At 42.5% G+C, this 19415-nt stretch carries 18 protein-coding genes; 3 read left to right on the top strand and 15 right to left on the bottom strand.

What is annotated here, in order from left to right; genetic code table 11:
• Positions 1 to 144: 144 nt before the first annotated feature.
• The 5 genes from BIV16_RS02580 to BIV16_RS02560 form a co-directional block, all read right to left on the bottom strand.
• Positions 145 to 1455 (bottom strand): C40 family peptidase, encoded by a 1311-nt coding sequence (locus tag BIV16_RS02580; RefSeq protein WP_442971732.1) that lies wholly within the window; start codon positions 1453 to 1455, stop codon positions 145 to 147.
• Positions 1456 to 1770: 315 nt separating this feature from the next.
• On the bottom strand, positions 1771 to 2025 hold the full coding sequence (locus BIV16_RS02575; protein WP_075679481.1) for a phospho-N-acetylmuramoyl-pentapeptide-transferase: 255 nt from the start codon (positions 2023 to 2025) through the stop codon (positions 1771 to 1773).
• An 82-nt stretch (positions 2026 to 2107) separates the two neighbouring features.
• Positions 2108 to 2647 carry an anaerobic ribonucleoside-triphosphate reductase activating protein gene (gene nrdG / locus BIV16_RS02570; RefSeq protein WP_075679482.1) on the bottom strand — a complete coding sequence of 180 codons (540 nt, stop codon included), beginning with the start codon at positions 2645 to 2647 and terminating at the stop codon, positions 2108 to 2110.
• Between the two features lie 31 nt (positions 2648 to 2678).
• Positions 2679 to 3395, bottom strand: a complete 717-nt coding sequence (locus tag BIV16_RS02565; RefSeq protein WP_075679483.1) for a hypothetical protein — start codon at positions 3393 to 3395, stop codon at positions 2679 to 2681.
• A gap of 60 nt (positions 3396 to 3455) precedes the next feature.
• On the bottom strand, positions 3456 to 5024 hold the full coding sequence (locus BIV16_RS02560; RefSeq protein ID WP_242940318.1) for an N-acetylmuramoyl-L-alanine amidase: 1569 nt from the start codon (positions 5022 to 5024) through the stop codon (positions 3456 to 3458).
• A 195-nt stretch (positions 5025 to 5219) separates the two neighbouring features.
• Between BIV16_RS02560 and BIV16_RS02555 the strand changes: the two genes are divergently transcribed.
• Positions 5220 to 6236, top strand: a complete 1017-nt coding sequence (locus BIV16_RS02555; RefSeq protein WP_075679484.1) for a hypothetical protein — start codon at positions 5220 to 5222, stop codon at positions 6234 to 6236.
• Between the two features lie 122 nt (positions 6237 to 6358).
• Here BIV16_RS02555 and BIV16_RS02550 read toward each other — a convergent pair whose 3' ends face one another.
• The 3 genes from BIV16_RS02550 to BIV16_RS02540 form a co-directional block, all read right to left on the bottom strand.
• Positions 6359 to 7162, bottom strand: a complete 804-nt coding sequence (locus BIV16_RS02550) for a Cof-type HAD-IIB family hydrolase (protein ID WP_075679485.1) — start codon at positions 7160 to 7162, stop codon at positions 6359 to 6361.
• A 13-nt stretch (positions 7163 to 7175) separates the two neighbouring features.
• On the bottom strand, positions 7176 to 9338 hold the full coding sequence (nrdD, locus tag BIV16_RS02545; RefSeq protein ID WP_075679486.1) for an anaerobic ribonucleoside-triphosphate reductase: 2163 nt from the start codon (positions 9336 to 9338) through the stop codon (positions 7176 to 7178).
• 236 nt (positions 9339 to 9574) lie between these two features.
• On the bottom strand, positions 9575 to 10054 hold the full coding sequence (locus tag BIV16_RS02540; RefSeq protein ID WP_075679487.1) for a MarR family winged helix-turn-helix transcriptional regulator: 480 nt from the start codon (positions 10052 to 10054) through the stop codon (positions 9575 to 9577).
• A 167-nt stretch (positions 10055 to 10221) separates the two neighbouring features.
• Here BIV16_RS02540 and BIV16_RS02535 point away from each other — a divergent pair, with 167 nt between their 5' ends.
• Positions 10222 to 11970 (top strand): ABC transporter ATP-binding protein, encoded by a 1749-nt coding sequence (locus BIV16_RS02535; protein WP_075679488.1) that lies wholly within the window; start codon positions 10222 to 10224, stop codon positions 11968 to 11970.
• Positions 11970 to 13877 carry an ABC transporter ATP-binding protein gene (locus BIV16_RS02530; RefSeq protein ID WP_075679489.1) on the top strand — a complete coding sequence of 636 codons (1908 nt, stop codon included), beginning with the start codon at positions 11970 to 11972 and terminating at the stop codon, positions 13875 to 13877. The genes BIV16_RS02535 and BIV16_RS02530 overlap by 1 nt, the downstream gene beginning before the upstream one ends.
• A gap of 112 nt (positions 13878 to 13989) precedes the next feature.
• On the opposite strand, the gene BIV16_RS02525 is transcribed toward BIV16_RS02530, so the two are convergent.
• From BIV16_RS02525 to isdE, 7 genes are all read right to left on the bottom strand, one after another.
• Positions 13990 to 14508, bottom strand: coding sequence for an HD domain-containing protein (locus tag BIV16_RS02525; RefSeq protein WP_075679490.1), 519 nt, complete (start codon positions 14506 to 14508; stop codon positions 13990 to 13992).
• Positions 14509 to 14594: 86 nt separating this feature from the next.
• Positions 14595 to 14915, bottom strand: coding sequence for a branched-chain amino acid transporter permease (locus BIV16_RS02520; protein ID WP_075679491.1), 321 nt, complete (start codon positions 14913 to 14915; stop codon positions 14595 to 14597).
• Positions 14912 to 15631 carry an AzlC family ABC transporter permease gene (locus BIV16_RS02515; RefSeq protein ID WP_075679492.1) on the bottom strand — a complete coding sequence of 240 codons (720 nt, stop codon included), beginning with the start codon at positions 15629 to 15631 and terminating at the stop codon, positions 14912 to 14914. Before BIV16_RS02515 ends, BIV16_RS02520 begins: the two co-directional genes overlap by 4 nt.
• Positions 15632 to 15646: 15 nt before the next feature.
• Complete coding sequence (gene nadA, locus BIV16_RS02510) at positions 15647 to 16552, bottom strand: quinolinate synthase NadA (RefSeq protein WP_075679493.1); 906 nt, start codon at positions 16550 to 16552, stop codon at positions 15647 to 15649.
• 85 nt (positions 16553 to 16637) lie between these two features.
• Complete coding sequence (locus BIV16_RS02505; RefSeq protein ID WP_075679494.1) at positions 16638 to 17447, bottom strand: ABC transporter ATP-binding protein; 810 nt, start codon at positions 17445 to 17447, stop codon at positions 16638 to 16640.
• A complete protein-coding gene (locus BIV16_RS02500; protein ID WP_173664532.1) occupies positions 17434 to 18444 on the bottom strand; it encodes a FecCD family ABC transporter permease in 1011 nt (336 codons plus the stop codon). Before BIV16_RS02500 ends, BIV16_RS02505 begins: the two co-directional genes overlap by 14 nt.
• A gap of 4 nt (positions 18445 to 18448) precedes the next feature.
• Complete coding sequence (gene isdE, locus BIV16_RS02495) at positions 18449 to 19414, bottom strand: heme ABC transporter substrate-binding protein IsdE (protein ID WP_075679495.1); 966 nt, start codon at positions 19412 to 19414, stop codon at positions 18449 to 18451.
• Position 19415: the final 1 nt, after the last annotated feature.

Here is a 19415-nt window from a genome sequence, read left to right as displayed (position 1 = left end):
CTCCTTATTATAGAGGAATTTTCCTATTTTCTCAATAGGATTTCAAAACTCAAAAAAGCTACCGGCAGTCATGCAGACATTTTCTTTTTCATTGAGGAACCCCCTCAATCTGTCTGCCGCCGATAGCTTTTCTTATCTTATTGTCTAGAAAATTCTTCTTACAGAAATAACAGATTTGTATGTGACCGGTGAAGTATATTTGATACCGGTTGCCTCTGTACTTGCGGAAATAATGGTATTATTTCCGACATAAATTCCAACATGTCCACTGTAACATACAATGTCTCCCGGCTGGATATCGGAAAGGCTTACTTCATAACCACAGCTTCTCATTGCTGCGGAAGAATGTGGTAAGCTGATTCCAAAGTTCGCATATACACTCATTACGAATCCAGAACAGTCTGTTCCATTTGTCAGGCTGCTTCCTCCATATACGTATGGATTTCCAAGGAACTGACAGGCAAAATTTGCCACTGCCTGACCATTGCTTAAGGACTCTGCATTGCTTACAACTGCAGTTGTACTTGCAGCGCTTGTATCTGAACCAGAAGTACTTTCTGATTTCTTTTTGCTAGAAGACTGTGCCTTTTCCGCTGCTGCAGCTGCGGCTGCTTCTCTTTCTTCCTCTTCTTTTGCAAGACGGGCTTCTTCCTCTTCCTTAGACTCTGCATGCACATACTCCGTAGAAAGTGTGACATAGTCTGTTGAAACATAGCCGTCTCCTGCCTCTGTTGTCACTTTGACCCATCCATCATTGGATTCATCTGTCACAACAAGGTCGTCTCCCTCTGGAAGCATCGTAAGAACGGACGCATCTGTTGTCGGCTCACTTCTGACATATAAGGTCTGTGTTGTCACCGTTGCATATCTGGTGCTGACTTCTTTTGCAAGTTCTTCATTTCCAACTACCAGATACTCACATTTGATATAACCGGTTACATTTCCAGAAGTAATCTGATACCAGCCATCTTCTGTTGTAGCAAGGACAGTTGCTGCTGAGTTGTTGTAAAGCTTTCCAACAACTTCACTGTCTGTATTTGCCTCTGCACGGACATTGACATAATTATCAACCTGTGCAATTGCAACATCCGCATATTCAGACTGAACCTCTGGTATCTGATTCTCAGAAACATAAGACGCATCCTGTGCATCCGTCTGGGCATCACCCTGCGTCTGGGCATCCTGTGTCACATCCTGTCCGGCATTTTCCGTAACCTGTGTCAAAAGAGTGCTTACCATGGCACTGACACCTGCCGTTGCACCGGTCTGCGTTGTTGTCTCGGTATTCTGTGCTGTCTCAGTATTCTGTGCTGCTGCCTCCTGTGTGGAAAGTTCTGCTGACACACCTGCCTGCACACCACTTGCAAGAACATTCGCATCTGGATTTGTTCCAAGTACCATCGCACTGATTAACATACCTGCCAAAAACTTTCTACCAATTTTATTCATTCGGATTCCTCCATTAATTTTTCATTTCATAATTATTACAACTTTGTTACATTTATTACGTTTTTGTATTATAGCAAAGGAATCCTTTTCTGTCAACCCTTTGGCAGATGCTTTTAGGATCTTATTTTATGGGAGTTTTTGGCATTTTAATTTCTTGTAATATTTTGGTTTCCTCTTTCTCCTTTGCAAAATACCCTGATTTTCTCTTTTATAAAAAAGAATGACTGCGGAACATTTTTAATGTAAATAGGAACGAATTTTCCTATTACATTAAAAAAAGTACTATGTCCTCATCACATAGTACTTCCTGCAAATTAATACTTATTTATTATTGTCTTTAAAATGATTGCTTATCATATAACCAACACACCAAATTCCGCCTGCAAGGGACAACAATATAAATCCCTGTACAAATGCAGCAACCAGCTTCATAAGCGTCAGGTTACCTGCAATCTGTGCTAAAACAATGTCTTTTACCGGTTTCGTCAAAATCATCCAGCCGCCTACATACAACCAGCCAAGCACACCTAGCACATAAAAAACCAATGCAACAACTGCTCTCCAGCTAAATTTCATTTTCTTTTCTCCCTCGTATCACTCAAAACCACAACATTTCTTTCGAATGATAGTATAACATATCTATCCCTCAAATGCAAAATCAGGAATGTGCGTTGTTCTTATCCTCCCACAGAACAACCTCTCCTGCCTGTAAGGTCTTTGGCATATCAATCAGTCTCTGGTTCGAAGAACCTCGGAACTGCAGGGAAATATCTTTTAATTCGAGGACGAATTTTCCATCCACCAGGACATCGATTCGCTTCATAAGCTCCATTGTCTCCGGCCACATTTTGGACATTCGTTCTAACACATCCGCCTCAAAGGTGTATCCGGTAAAACACCAGATATTCTTCTGTGGCAGCTCATCACGAATCCGCTTCACAAGTGGGAGCAGACCCATCTGGTTCACATGTTCTAACGGCTCACCTCCTAAGATAGTAAGCCCTTCTATATAATCTGGTCTTAAGGACTCTATAATCTGATCCTCAACCTCTTTGGTAAAAACTTCTCCATAATGGAAATCCCATGTCATTTGGTTAAAGCATCCCTCACAGTGGTGGGTACAGCCACTTACGAAAAGTGAGGTGCGAACTCCAGGACCATTTGCAATGTCACAGTATTTAATCTCTGCGTAATTCATCCTTTGCCTCCTGTCCTTATTTCTTTTGCTTTTATTCTAACACAGTATCCGTATCCGGCGCAAGTTTCTCCCCTATGCTGTTCACTTCATCTGCAATTTCCTGTTGTACCTTCTGTGTCTTCTCGTAAGTCGTAATTGCACTTAGGATGCTGTTGATATCCTCCGGGCAAAACATGGTGATTGCCCCTGTCAAATCACTGATGTTGTCCGTGTTAAAGCTTAGTGTTCCACCGTGTTTAAGTGGGACATTGATAACCTTTTCCTTCTGACTCACATCCCCTAAGCAGAGTCTGTTATTTTCATAATCGCAGACAAACGTTGCTCCTTTATATGAAATGATTCCATTTTCATCCGCAAGATAGGAATACGGTGCTACCGCTCCATTTAAACGGTCCATGATGTTGCTTGCCCCAACCTTTTCCTGCGCCGGAACAGATGCCATCTTCTGATACAGTTCTTTTACGAACGCTTCCTGCTTTTCCTGGTCTTTTTCTTTCTTCTCTTTGAATTCTTCCTGTTCTTCTTTGATGGTATCGATTGTCTCATCCATCGATTTCATCATCTTCTGCCATTCGGTCTGCGTGTATGCATTGCCACCTGTTGCAATCTTCTCTTCTGTCTCGCCGCGTTCTAACTTATCGATGATATCTGCTTTCTGTTCACTTATCATCTGTCTTGCCTTTGTTTTGGTTGCAGCCATTGACGATGTTGCAACTGCCATTCCTGACGTGTTTACACCAGCTAACATAACTTTCCTTCTCCCTTCTATTCCATCCCTGTTTGTTTTGCGCATCTAATTCATTTATCGTCAAAGTGAGCCAAATTCATAACCCGCCGCTATCGCCGCATCGATAAAATCTCCCAAAATCGCTGCATTGGTCGATGATTCCGCATGTAACAGATAGATGGCTCCCGGATGCATCTTATCTTTTAGCTTCTGCAAACTTTCTGCCTGATTCGGCTGGTTATTCACATCATAGTCTACATAAGCAAAACTCCAGAACACACTCTTGTAATTGCAGTTGTTGACAATTGCCAAAGACTGGTCACTGAACTTTCCTGCCGGGAAACGGAAAAGCCGCATCTGGTATCCAAACTGTTCCTTGATATAGGCATCGTTTCCCATAACCTCTTCTTTTTGCTCCTCAAGGCTCTTAGACGGAAGTCCGTCCGCCGGGTGTGTTACACTGTGATTTCCCACTTCATGCCCTTCGTCAATCATTCTTTGCACCAATTCAGGCTCTGCCTTTGCATAAGGCTCTGTCACGAAAAAGACAGCGTGCACATTTTTTTCCTTCAAAGTATCTAAAATCGAGGTCGTCTGACCATACTCGTACCCTTCGTCAAACGTCAGATAGATGGTATGCTCCCCTTCCCCGATAAATGCCACGCTGTAATCTTTGTATTTTTCCTGAAAAAAAAGTGCCGCAAGCGGGCGGTTCTGTTCATCCACCTGGCTTCCCTGTCCCCAGTTCTGACAGGTTGCGTCCAGGCTTTCCACGGATTCGATAACCGGATTATTTATTGTTTCCGTGGAAACATCCGCCGTGTCCGCTTCTGTTCCCTCCGTCTGATTAGAGTCCTGGTCATTTGAAGCAGTCTGCATCTGTCCACCAAAGCTGGTGTAGGTTGCAATAATCGCATCCCCGATTGCCTTTGCGTAGTCATTCAAATGCTCGTCGTAAAGCTCATTGTCAACCTCACTGTTCATGAATCCAAGTTCTAAAATACAGGACGGCATATGGGAATGATTGTTGATATAATAATTGGAATTCGTACCCTTTTGGGTTCCCTTTTTCACTCCACGGTCTTTTTGAACGCCAACTGCAACCAGCCCTGCATTGATGTTCTCGGCAAGTGTCTGCGTCTCCTCATTCTCTCCTGTATAAATCCAGTTCTCAATGCCACATCCTTCCCCCTTATTGCGGTGAAGCGATACAAAGTAATCTGCATTGGCATTATTGGCAATCTCACAGCGCTCTGACAGTTTTAAAAAGGTATCGTCTGTCCTTGTCATCACGACGGTCGCGCCCTGACTCTCCAGATAAGATTGCAGCGCTAGTGCCAGGTTCAGGTTGTCGTTTTTTTCTAATCTTTTCCGATAATCGGAGCCATCATCCTTGCCACCGTGACCCGCATCAACGCAGACAACCAGCCCGTCATCTTTTGCATTTTCCACGATTTCTTTTTCTTCTGTGGAAATCTCTTTTTCTCCCACCAACGCCTCTACCACATCGTTTTTCATATAATTTCCAAGCAGATGTGTTGCACCTTTTATCGCTACAATCACAATCGCTAACTGAAAGCAGCAATATACAATGGATATGAGATTTCGTAATAATTTTTTCTTCTGTCTTGTTGTAAGCAATCTATTCACACTTTCATCTTTTTGTCGTTTTTTGTCTAAATCTATTATGCCAATTTCATTTTTTAACGTCAATTGATTTATTCTTAAATTTTCCTTAGGAAACTGCCTTATATTTGTTTTGCACTTTTGTCCATTCCGCGATACAATAGTAGCGTTAAAATTTTTATTTCTACAATATTGATTAGAAGAAAATGGAGGATTAGTATGAATCAGCGTTTTGAACCATTTTTCCCAACCGAATTTTTAATGGAATATCTAAGCAACGGTCCTGCTTTTGCAGAGAATCGTTTTTTAACGTATGTAAGTTATCGTTTTCTTGCTGCAATCCAAAAAGATAACCCGGATTTTGCAGTGTCCCTTTCTAAGAGACTTCCTTACACTTTTACACGCTCTGATTTTTCAAAAATAGAAGCGTTCCTGTCAGAGGATTTCTATTTTTCAACAGGATTTACGGCGAACAGCATGGAACCTTATCTGCTTCTTGTTGCAATTACAATTGTAAATGATGAGACCTGCGCCGGACAGCGTATTTTTGAGTCCGTACTCGCAGAGGAACGACCGGCTGTTTGTGCAACCGATTTTGATGAACCTGACTTAAATCTGAAGGCTCTCATTCAGACGGAAGCCGATTTTTTTGCAGCCTTGTATCAGATTTTCACCAAGCACCGCATTTCCATGGAGGAACTTTTCCCAAAATTTGCCGAGCTTTACTGGGAGGACCTTCATTTTACCTGTGAGGACTTTGTACTCTACGATTTTATGAATGAATACTTTGGTCTGAAAAACTGCCTTGCAAACGAAGCGTTTTTGGAATTGATTGACACGCTTGCCAACGCGACACTTGGATATCAGAATACCAGCATCGAGCAGCTGTTAAGTGGCGAAATTTCAAGCTCTCTGCGCGGAACTGCCTCTAAGTTCTCCGCAATGAAACGTTATGGGTTTGTAAAACTGCCAGAGATTACCGACTTTGATGCGGCCGGGAAAATGCTGTTCCATTTCTTCGAGTATGCGGCTGCCTATGAGCTGCGGAATCATCTTTTTGACTATCATCTTGATGAGGACAAACTGATTACGCTTGAGAACTGGAAAGAAAAGCTTCACTGGCATTACGTGCAGTATTCTTCTGTAACGGAACTTGCGCTCTCTTCTTTCTACGCAGCCTGCCTGTCAAAAACGCTTTTAGAATCACAGTTTGCAGCAAACCTTCTTGCTTTATAAGTCAAGTACAATCAGGCGGATAAACATTTGAATTTATCCTAAAATTACACTCAAAAAAACAGGAGAAACCGTGATGGTACCTGAAAGTTCTGGTAACTATCATGCGTTTTCTCCTGTTTTCTTTATGCGAAAAATCCGAAATGCTCTAGTGCTTTCTGGATTCCATCCTCGCTCGCTTTTGTTGTCACGTAGGATACCCGCTCTTTTAAGGACTCTGGCATTGCATTTCCCATTGCGACGCTGTGTGGGACAAAGCCAAGCATTGGCAAATCGTTATTGCTGTCCCCAAATGCATAGGCATTTTCTAATTTTAATGCAAAATGCGTTAAGAGGAACTCGATTCCGGTCGCCTTTGAATAGTGATGTGGAACAAATTCCCGGAAAGTTCCACCGCGGTCGATACAGTCAAAATAGCGGTCACTGGTCTTTTTAAACTCGATAAGCTGTTCTTCCTTTTCATACCAAATTACAAACTTATCACAGATAAAATCATCCGCTTCCGGATCATGTGACATATCATAATGGCGTTCCTTAAATTCATAGTACTGTTTCTTTGCGTCTGGATGATGAATCGGTCTGCTGGTATCGAAAATAACCTCTTCTCTTGACTCAAAACAGATATCGACGTCCGTCCTTCGTGCTGCCTCTAAAAGTTCACTTACTACTTCATGTGTTTGGTTTACATAAAGTAGTTCTTCTCCATGATAATAAATATTTGTGCCACAGCCACACACATACCCATCAAAGCCAATTTCCCTGAAACGTGGCTCCACATTCTGAAAACAGCGGCCTGTGTTGATAAACATCAAATGTCCGTTCTCTCTCGCCTGTCTGATTGCAAGAACAGCGCTGTCCGGTATCGAACCGTCCTTCTCAGATGTAATGGTTCCATCTATATCAAAAAATGCTATTTTTCTTTGTGACATCCTGTTTTTCCTATTATAAATGTAAAACTCGTTCTTTGATTTCCTGTGTTCTACCCTGGTTCCAGAACTGTGTTCCAATGTAACCGCAGGTTCTTCTTGCAACACTCATCTTATTCTGATCACGGTTTCCGCAGTTCGGGCATTCCCAGATTAATTTTCCATCGGTATCGGTGACAATCTGAATCTCTCCGGTATAGCCACATTCCTGACAGTAATCACTCTTGGTGTTAAGCTCTGCATACATGATGTTATCGTAGATATACTGCATAACAGAAAGTACCGCATCCAGATTGTTCTGCATGTTTGGAACTTCTACATAACTGATGGCACCACCTGGCGATAACTCCTGGAACTGGGATTCGAATTTTAATTTATCGAATGCATTCATTTCCTCTGTAACGTGAACATGATAGCTGTTTGTGATATAGTTCTTGTCTGTAACACCTGGAATTCTGCCAAAACGTTTCTGCAAACATTTTGCAAATTTGTATGTGGTGGACTCTAATGGTGTTCCGTATAAACTAAAGTCGATATTATGCTCTTTTTTCCACTTCTCACAAGCATCGTTTAACTTATGCATAACCTCTAATGCAAATGGTGTTCCCTCTGGATCTGTGTGGGAAACTCCCTTCATATAACGGGTACATTCACAAAGTCCCGCATATCCTAGTGAAATAGTAGAATATCCGCCATATAACAACTTATCGATGGTCTCTCCTTTTTTCAGACGTGCTAATGCACCGTTCTGCCAAAGAATTGGAGCAACATCGGATGGAGTTCCTTTCAAACGATTGTGTCTTGCCATCAAGGCACGATGGCACAACTCTAATCTCTCATCTAAAAGTTCCCAGAACTTATCCATGTCTTTTCCAGAAGAGCAGGCAACGTCTACTAAGTTCAACGTTACAACACCCTGGTTGAATCTTCCGTAGAACTTGAATTTATCATTCTCATCCTTGTATACCGTTAAGAAAGAACGGCATCCCATACAGGTGTAGCAGTTACCCTGTTTTAATTTTTTCATAATCTTCTCGGAAATGTAATCCGGAACCATTCTCTTTGCCGTACACTCTGCTGCTAATTTGGTTAACTCCCAGTATTTTGTTCCCTCTTTGATGTTATCTTCCTCTAACACATAAATCAGTTTTGGGAAGGCAGGTGTAATGTAAACACCTTTTTCATTCTTTACACCTTTGATTCTCTGGTGAAGCATTTCCTCAATGATTGCTGCCAAATCGGCCTTGGTCTGCTCGTCTTTTACTTCATTTAAGTACATAAAGACCGTGATAAAAGGAGCCTGTCCATTTGTCGTCATCAATGTGATAACCTGGTACTGAATCATCTGGACACCACGATTGATTTCTTCTTTGACACGAAGTTCTGCAACTTCATTAATCTTTTCTTCATCCAGTTCAATTCCTGCTGTTTCAAATTCTTTACGGACTGCAGCACGGAATTTTTCACGGCTCACCTGTACAAATGGTGCTAAATGTGCAAGTGAGATACTCTGTCCGCCATACTGGGAACTTGCAATCTGTGCAATTGCCTGTGTGGCAATGTTACATGCCGTAGAAAAGCTTCTTGGACGGTCAATCATGGTCTCGCTGATGACAGTTCCGTTCTGAAGCATGTCCTCAAGGTTTACCAGGCAGCAGTTATGCATGTGCTGTGCGAAATAATCTGCATCATGGAAATGGATGATTCCTTTTTCATGCGCCTCCACAATATCTTGTGGTAATAAGAATCTCTTTGTGATATCCTTACTTACCTCGCCCGCCATGTAATCTCTTTGTACGCTGTTGACCGTCGGGTTCTTATTGGAATTCTCCTGTTTTACTTCCTCATTGTTACACTCTAACAGACTTAAAATCTGTTCATCTGTTGAGTTTGATTTACGAATCAGAGCTCTCTTATAGCGATAGGTGATATAATTTCTGGCTACGTTAAAAGCACGCTGGTTCATCAACTGGTTTTCCACCATATCCTGAATCTCTTCCACACTTGGAGAACGTTTCATATTCTCGCATGCTTTCTCTACGTTAGAAAGAATCTCCTCGATTCTCTCATCACTTAACTTTTCGTAATCAATGACACTTTCATTTGCCTTGCGAATTGCAGCCTCAATTTTATCGATATCAAAAATATCTTCTACACCACTTCGCTTAATAATTTTCATTTTCTGACTCTCCTTCTATATTTTTGCGTATTACCATACTCCGTACAAAAATCCTTCTCTTTTGCAAGAATGATTTGATAAGCCTATTATACAATATATTGTGTTTTTGTCAATGAACGAATCTAGATTATGTGTGTTGTTATGTCAACGAATTCAAAAAAAGATAGCGTGAAACCCAGTAACCACGCTACCTTTATTCAATATAACTAAATTTTCACCAAAATCTTGTTACTTTTTTACATGTCTTCCTTAACCACAAGATGTTGTTTCATACAGTCCACTTCTCCCCCAAGATTTTGAATCACACGGTCTAAATAATTTCGAAACTGTGCCTCCTCCTCCTGCGTCATGCCTGACAGTATTTTTTCTTCCATCTCTCTGACATCTTTTTCTACCTGACACATCATTTTTCTTGACTTCTCAGTCAGAAGCACTTGCTTTTTCCTTGCATCCTGTTCACTGGAAATGCGCTCGATGAGTCCCTTTTTTTCCATTAAGGAAAGAATATTGCTTGTCGTTGCTCTCGATACAGAAAACAACTCTTCTATATCACGCTGATAGATTTTCTCCCCCTGGTGATCATATAAAAACCCAATCGTCCAACGCTGCATTGGCGTCAAATCATCCCCGTTCGCGATTTTCTTTTCTTCCATATTATTGCGAATCTCTTTGTTGATGATTCGAAACTTGTGACCAAGGGTATTCTGGTGATCCATCTGTCTTCCTCCGGTTTGAAATAAGGATTGACATTCTTTTTTTAATGCCTTATAAATATATTGTTAGCACACTAACATTTAAAATGCAAGTTTTTTTTGTATTCGTACAAAGCCTGAAGAACACATTTTTGTGATTCTTCGCAAATAATAATAAAGGAAGTGATGACATGTTAAAAACTTTAGGAGCTCAAATTAAGGAATTCAAAAAGGATTCCCTTCTTACTCCCGTTTTCATGGTAGCAGAGGTTATCATGGAGACAATCATTCCGCTTATGATGGCATCCATCATCGACAAAGGTGTCAATGCCGGCGATATCCATCACATCTATAAGATGGGAATTTATATGGTAATTGCCGCATGCTTTAGTCTGTTGTTTGGTATCTTAGGCGGAAAATACGGTGCGCGTGCTTCAACCGGATTTGCGCGCAACTTAAGAAAAGCGATGTATGAAAACATCCAGACTTTTTCTTTTTCCAATATTGATAAGTACAGCACGGCTGGTCTTGTTACCCGTCTTACGACAGACGTCACCAACGTCCAGATGGCATACCAGATGATTTTGCGTATGTGTGTACGTGCCCCAATCAGTCTGATTTGTGCAATGTGCATGTCCTTTTTCATCAATGCAAGAATTGCCTGCATCTATCTAATTGCCGTTATCGTGTTAGGACTTTTCCTTGCATTTATTACGACAAAGGCTTACAAATACTTTTCCCAGGTATTTCCAAAATACGATGACTTAAATGCCTCTGTTCAGGAAAATGTATCTGCGATTCGTGTAGTAAAAGCTTATGTGCGTGAAAAATATGAGAAAAAACGTTTTACCGCTGCAAGTGAGAACATCTACAAAATGTTTGTCAAAGCAGAAAGTGTTGTTGTCTGGAACAACCCTGCCATGTTTTTAACCGTTTATGCCTGCATTATCTTAATCAGCTGGTTCGGTGCAAAAATGATTGTGGCCGGCTCCCTTTCCACCGGTGAACTGATGAGTCTTCTTACCTATTGTATGAACATCATGATGAGTCTGATGTTCCTTTCCATGGTATTCGTTATGTTAACCATGAGTATGGCAAGTGCCGAGCGTATTGTAGAAATCATCGAAGAAAAAAGTGATCTTTCCAACCCAAAACATCCAGTCTATGAGATTGCAGACGGAAGCATTGAATTCGACCACGTTTTCTTCCAATATAATAAGACTGCAGAAAAACCGGTTCTTTCCGATATTAACCTTACCATTCACCCAGGTGAAACCATTGGTATCATCGGCGGTACCGGAAGTTCTAAGACTTCGTTTGTCAACTTAATCAGCCGTCTTTACGATGTGACAGCAGGATCTGTAAAAGTCGGCGGCATCGATGTCCGCAACTACGATATGGACACTCTTCGTAATGAGGTTTCCGTCGTACTGCAGAACAATGTTCTCTTCTCCGGCTCTATCTTAGATAATCTCCGCTGGGGAAATAAGAATGCGACCGAGGAAGAATGCAAGCGTGCCTGCGAGGCTGCCTGCGCAGATGAATTTATTGAACGTTTTCCTGACAAATACAACACCCACATTGAGCAGGGTGGAACAAACATATCCGGCGGTCAGAAACAGCGGCTTTGTATCGCAAGAGCACTTTTAAAGAATCCTAAGATTTTAATCTTAGACGACAGCACTAGTGCGGTGGATACCGCTACCGATGCAAGAATCCGCGAGGCCTTTGCCAAAGAGATTCCGGGTACAACCAAATTAATCATTGCCCAGAGAATTTCCTCTGTGCAGAATGCAGACCGTATCATTGTCCTTGATGATGGTGTCATCAGCGGCTTTGACACACATGAAGCATTATTAAAAACAAACGAAATTTACCGCGATGTCTATGAGTCCCAGACAAAAGGCGGCGGTGACTTTGATGAAGGAGGTGCTGCATAATGCCAAAGAATCCAAAAAATCCAGGCGCTCCTGGACGTAAATCCAATGTAAAAAATCCAGGAAAACTTTTCCTTCGGTTATTACGCTATCTGATGAAAAACTATGCCGTTCATCTCGTGCTGGTTGTCATTTTGATTTTTGTATCTGTATTGGCAAACGTACAGGGAACTGCTTTTATGAGAACGTTGGTTGACGGTTATATCACACCGCTTCTTTCTTCCGATGCTCCGGATTTTAGCGGTCTGTTACATGCCATTGAACGTGTCGCTGTGTTTTATGCCATCGGTATTGTCGCAGCTTATGCGCAGAGTAAACTGATGATTTATGTATCCCAGGGAACACTTCGCAACCTTCGTAACGATATGTTCACGCATATGGAAGAACTTCCAATCCGTTACTTTGACACACATCCGCATGGCGATATTATGTCAACCTACACAAACGATATCGATACGCTGCGTCAGATGATCAGCCAGAGTATGCCACAGCTTTTAAACAGCGTGATTACGATTGTCAGTGTCTTTGTGTGCATGATTGCATTCAATGTTCCACTGACCATCCTTACCCTTGTCATGGTAGGTATTATGTTAATCTGCACGAAAAAAATCGGTGGCCAGAGTGCGAAATACTTCATTGCCCAGCAGCGTGATATTGCAACCTTAAATGGTTACATTGAAGAAATGATGAATGGACAAAAAGTAGTAAAAGTCTTTACGCATGAGGAAGAAAGTATCGAAGATTTCAATGTCTTAAATGACAAGTTATTCCAAAGTGCAGATAACGCAAACGCTTTTGGTAACATCTTAATGCCGGTTGTTGCACAGATTGGAAATATCAGCTATGTACTCTGCGCGATTGTCGGTGGCGCACTTGCCCTAAATCAGGTTGGCGGCTTCACCCTCGGCGGACTTGCAAGCTTTTTGACCTTTAACAAGAGCTTCAACCAGCCGGTCAGCCAGATTAGTATGCAGTTAAACAACATCGTCATGGCACTTGCCGGATGTGAGCGAATCTTTGACCTCTTAGACGAGGAAGTCGAAACCGACGAAGGATATGTTACTTTAGTCAATGCAAAAAAGGAAAATGGACAGATTGTAGAAACCAACGAGCATACCGGTCTTTGGGCATGGAAGCATACACACCAGGCGGACGGCTCTGTTGAGTATAAAGAATTAAAAGGTGATGTTGTCTTTGATGATGTCGACTTTGGTTATAACCCGGACAAAATTGTCTTGCACAACGTTGACCTCTACGCAACACCGGGACAAAAAATTGCCTTTGTTGGAAGTACCGGTGCCGGTAAAACAACCATCACCAACCTGATTAACCGATTCTACGATATTCAGGATGGTAAAATCCGTTACGACGGCATCAACATCAACAAGATTAAAAAGGACGATCTTCGTTCCTCTCTTGGCATTGTATTGCAGGATACACATTTATTTACCGCAACTGTTATGGATAACATCCGTTACGGAAAACTCGATGCAACCGAGGAGGAAGTCATCGCAGCCGCAAAACTTGCAAATGCCGATACCTTTATCCGCCAGCTGCCGGATGGTTACAACACCATGCTGACCGGAGACGGTGCAAACTTAAGCCAGGGACAGCGCCAGCTTCTCGCCATTGCGCGTGCAGCCATCGCCGATCCTCCTGTTTTAATCCTTGATGAAGCAACAAGTTCCATCGATACCAGAACGGAAAAAATCGTGCAGGATGGTATGGATAAGCTGATGCATGGCAGAACTACATTTGTCATTGCACATCGTCTCTCCACCGTCAAGAACTCCGACTGTATCATCGTTTTGGAACAGGGACGCGTCATCGAACGCGGCAACCATGACCAGTTGATTGCCGAACACGGAAAATATTATCAGTTATACACAGGAAATTTGGCAGAAGCATAAGTAATCCGCTTTTGAAATGAAATTTCCACCGACAAAAAAATCGCTCAGACCTCACGGTCTGGGCGATTTCTTGTTTGAAAAACGATACCTTACAAAATGTCTTTTCTGATTTTTATGCCATCCGAAACCTTGCAAGCAGACTCATCGCAATCTGTTCTCCTGCTTCTTTGAACCCTTTTGCAGTCTCGGCACTGGAACAAAGCTTATCCGCATAGCATAAAATCCAGCTTTCTTTATACTTTGGAATTCTGGTGAGATTCAGTGGAAACATGTGACAGAAAATCATATCTTTTTCAATCGCAGTCAGCTCAAACTCTTCCGCTGCATTCTTCAATGCCTTATCCGCATGATGATAGCCGTGCCATCTGTGAGATGCGTCTTTCTCATGCCAGTCATACAGAAAGTAATCGTGTAACAGCGCTCCTCGAATCAGAGCATCCATGTCAACTTTAACCTTCCACTTGATTGCAAGACAATAGCTGACATATGCAACCGACACACTATGCCGGAACACACTTGTCGAACCATGCTGCATGAACTTGTGTGACGACAACAACCTTGAATTTTTACAGATATGTTCTAATTTTTCACGAAAAATCTTTTCATTTTCCTTCGGTAACTGATATCCCATCTACTTCTCCTATTATCCTTCAGGTGGCAAATTGTTTCTATTCTAATCTAGTTTTATCACATTTTTCGTTCCCGGTCTAGATTTCTTTAGAAAATCCGCAACAATATCATATACACCGCCGTTCCTAATACAATGCTTAAAAAAGTATGATGCTTTCGTTTGTAACTGACGCCTACGACAAGAACCGCCACAAGCTTGGAAATTGCATTATGTAAACCACCGGTCGGCACATCCCGCAGACAGTAAAGAATCAAAATTGCCATCAGTGTAGAAGGCAGCACTTTTCCAAGCTGCTCAAGCGAGGCTGGCATCTTTCTGTCTCCTGAAAAGGCAAGAAACGGAACTGCCCGGAGGAAAAACGTAATGCCCGCACAGAGTAATACAATTCCTATCATTCGTATTGTCATGCCTTTTCCTCCTTCTTCCTCTGATTCTTTTCTCTTTTTTCATCCTCATACAAGATTCCGGCGAGCAAAATCCCGGAAGTAAAAAGGAGTGCCGGGAGCATAAAACTATTTTTTCCAAACAAAAGCAGACAGACCATGCCGATTCCAATTCCAAACAGTGCCGGCCGGTGTGTCGTGGCATGTTCCCACTGGTCGATAAAGATAATCACAAAAAGTGCCGTCATGCAAAAATCAATTCCTTCCATATCAAAGGGAAGAATCTGTCCAATCATTCCACCAAGCACCGCTCCTATCATCCAGTAACAACGGCTGAAAAAGGCAACGTAAAACATCACATCCTGTTTTTCCTCCTCCGGGAGTGTGAGGCTGCAGTTGATAGCGTACGTCTCGTCCGTCATCGTATGAATCAGATAGGGAAGACGTTTTTTCTTTTTCTTGAATTCATTTACAAATGTAAGGCTGTAAAACACCTGTCTGCTGTTCATAAAAAAAGCAGTGAGCGCAATTGTAAAAATAGATGCACCACTGCTTAAAAGTGTGATAAGAAGGAACTGGAACGCACCGGTATAGACGGTCATACTGACAAACAGCGACCAATACCAGTGAAATCCGGCTTCTTCCATCATCATGCCATATGCCATGCTCACAAACAGATAGCTGCATAATATGGGTATGGACTTTACGAAGGACAGCTTTAAAATCTCTTTTTTTGACATTGCCGTCCCTCCTTTTTATTTTGCAAGTTCTAGCATACGGGAAAGCGGTTTCTCGGCGTTCACTCTCACATCCTCTGGAAGCTCCATCACCGGTTCCATCGTTTCTAATGCCTGTAACACCTTCTCAAGTGTCACCTTTTTCATATTCGGGCAGAACTGACGGTGACCGACCGAATAGAATTTCTTCTTTGGATTCTTCTGGGAAAGTTCAAAAAAAACGCCCATCTCGGTACAGATGATGAACTTTTCTGCATCACTCTTTGTTGCAAAATCAATGATTTCAGAGGTACTTCCGACAAAATCAGACAATGCAATCACATCTGCGGTACACTCTGGATGCGTCAGCACAAGTGCATCTGGATACACATTTTTTGCTGCCTTTAAATTCTCTGCTTTGATGCTTTTATGTACATGGCAGAATCCATCGTGGAAAATAAAATGCTTCTCCGGCAGTTTTTCTGCGACATATCTTCCCAGGTTCTCATCCGGCACGAAAAAGATGTTCTTCTCTTTCAGATTCTTCACAACGCGAACCGCATTGGAGGATGTTACACAGACATCCGAGACTGCCTTGATTTCAGCCGTTGAGTTTACATAACAGACTACGGCAAGGTCCTCATACTGCGCTCTTACCTCTGCAATCTGCTCTACGGTAACCATGTGCGCCATCGGACAGTCTGCGGTTTCGTCCGCCATCACAACCGTCTTTTCCGGATTCAAAATCTTCGCACTCTCCCCCATAAAGCTGACGCCGCAAAACAGGATATTCTTCTGTTTTACCTGTGTTGCGACCTTGCTTAAATAGTAAGAGTCTCCGACATAGTCCGCAATCTCCTGTACGGCTCCATCTACATAATAATGTGCCAAAATGACAACATCCTTTTCTTCCTGTAATTTCTTAATCTGTTCTACCATTTCCATTTCGTATTATAACTCCATTCCTATAATTCCTAGTAAACAACTTGGTTTTCATTATAATACTTTTCGAAAGAAAGTCAATCTTTTCTTACACCGCTAAGACAACCTTTTTTTCCTCAATGGAGTAAACCGGCAGCTTGACATCATATACCGTTTGAATCAGTTCTTCATCAATCAGTCTGGCTGGTTCCCCCTGCGCCACTATTTTCCCATTTTTTAGTGCAAGAATCTCATCACTGTAAGCAAATGCCTGATTGATGTCGTGTAACACCATCACAATTGTCATCCCGTATGTCTCATTCAATTCCCGCACGAGTCCAAGAATCTGCACCTGGTAACGGATATCCAGATAGGTAGTTGGCTCATCCAAAAGTAAAAGCTTTGTGTCCTGCGCTAATGCCATTGCAATGAAAACACGCTGCCTTTGTCCGCCTGAGAGATCAAGCACTGCCTTTTTTCTTATTTTATCGGTGTTGGTCACGGAAAGCGCCCAGTCAATTTTTTCCTGGTCAAGCTGTCTCTTTCTTACCCCATCCGATTCTTTTTTGTGAAAGCTGCCAAGGATGGATTGATGTGGAAGCCTGCCGTATGCAACCAGCTTTTCTACTGTCAGATCCTGTGGTGTCACATGGTACTGATGCACGATTGCAACTTTTTTTGCAAGTTCTTTCAGACGCATTTTGGAAATATCTTCCTGCTCTAGAAGAATCGTTCCAACATCCGGTGTCAAATTTCTGGTCAAAAGCTGAAACAGCGTCGACTTTCCGCAACCGTTTGCGCCGATTAACGTTGTGACCTTTCCTTCCTTGATGGAAAAGCTAATATCATCTAAAACCTTATTTTTCCCATAGGAAAAGGACAGATTCTTTGCTTCATAAACTGTCTTAACCTTGTTCATACGTGTGTGCCGACCTCCTTAACAGTAAAATAAAACATGGACCGCCGATGACCGCCATCACAACGGCTGCACTAATCTCATACGGATATGCAATCGTTCTTCCAAGCGTATCTGCAGCCAAAAGGGTAAAAGCTCCCAGTATCATCGTATATGGCAATAAGATTTTATGGCTGTTTCCAACCAGAAGCCTTGCAATATGCGGCACTAAAAGTCCAAGAAAGCTAATGCTCCCCATGACCGCTGTGCTGACGGATGCCAGTAAAACCGCAACAACTGAGATTCCCATTCTTGACGCATTCACGTGAATTCCGAGAGAGAGAATCGTCTTATCCTCAAGTCCTAAAATATCGCAGTATTTCGCAAGCACAAGCGATAGCACAAGCCCGATGACCGTATAAAAAATCAGCATTTTAAAATCATCCCAGGTCTTCATGCTGATATTGCCATCTATGATACTTGCGGCTCCGGTGTAATCTTTTCCAAGCATACTGTTTCCTGCCGAAAGCAGTCCTGTAAAAAATGCATTCACGGCAACACCGGTTAAAATCACACGCAGCGGATGTAACCCGCCCTTCCAGGATAATACATAGACCAGCGCACATGCAGCGATTCCGCCTAAAAAGGCGAAGACCGGAATCGAAAAAAACATCGCCGGAAAAAACATGGTAATAAGAACCGACGCTAAGCTTGCACCCGAACTGATGCCAAGGATTCCCGGGTCTGCCAATGGATTTTTCATGACTGCCTGAAGCAATACGCCAGAGACCGCAACCGCGGCTCCTCCTGCCATCGCAATAAAAATTCTTGGGAAACGAAGGTGATAGATGGTTGCCACCTGTTCATCATAAGCGACAAACAGCCCTTTTAACATCTGCATGGGTGTCACTTTGATGCTGCCGATATTTACCGATGCAAACAAAAGTAACAGCAATGCAGCCGTCGTAAATACATAAACGAATACAATTCTTTTTGCCCCTATTTTCTTTTTCAAAGCCATCGTTCTACTCCTTGCCATACAAAATCGGCTCTAAGTCCTCTAGTGCTTCCTGATAACGGAAATTGGCACTCATCCCAAATTTTTCATTATCGAGGTCATAGACTCTTCCCTCGGAAACCGCAGTAAAATGCTGCCAGATTTCATTTGTGGAAAACTCTGTCGCAAACATCTGCTTCACCTGTTCCGGCATCGCATGGGAAGTCCGCAAAATAAGATCCGGGTTCTTTTCCACCATGTCTTCTGGATTGATATTTAAAAAATCAGAACCGTCTCCATCCCCATATACATTGACGCCTCCGGCAAGCTTTACCAAACTTCCGACATAACTGCTCTCGGTTGCCACAACATAAGAACCCGGAAGTCCCATCAGAATCAAAACCGTCGGAGCCTCTTTTTCCTCATGCTTTTCCTGATATGACTGCAAAAATGTCTCATACTCATCGACCAAAGCTTTTGCATTCTCGGCGGCATTCAGTTTCTCTCCTAATTCCTCGATGGAGCGATACATGCCTTCTGTACTCTTTAAATCCAGGAAATAGCTTTCCACACCGATGTTATCGTATTGAGGTTCTAACTCTCCTTGCAGGGAATTGGGGGATAGAATCAGCGTCGGCTTAAGTGATGCGACAACCTCCATATCCGGTGCCATCGGGGAACCGATACTGACTGCATCTTCATAACGCTTGGGGATGGTATAGCTATCCGTTTGTGGAACGCCTACCACAGAATCAATCCCAAGTTTGTCTAAAATTTCACAAGTCGCCACAGAAGTTGCAACAACCCTTTCGCCATTCTCCTGCTGATTTTCTACCTCTTTTTCCCCTGTCTCGTTCTCCTGCTGGTTTTCTGTCTTATTTTGCTCTGTTGCACGTTCCGATGCCTGCCCAGACTCCTTGGGTGCAGACTGGTCCACGCAGCCTGTGAGCAATAACAGTGACAGACATACTGCCACAATTCGAATCTTTTTCATT

The organism is Roseburia sp. 831b (assembly GCF_001940165.2).
Lineage (GTDB): Bacteria > Bacillota > Clostridia > Lachnospirales > Lachnospiraceae > Roseburia.
This window is presented reverse-complemented; position numbering and strand designations above follow the sequence as displayed.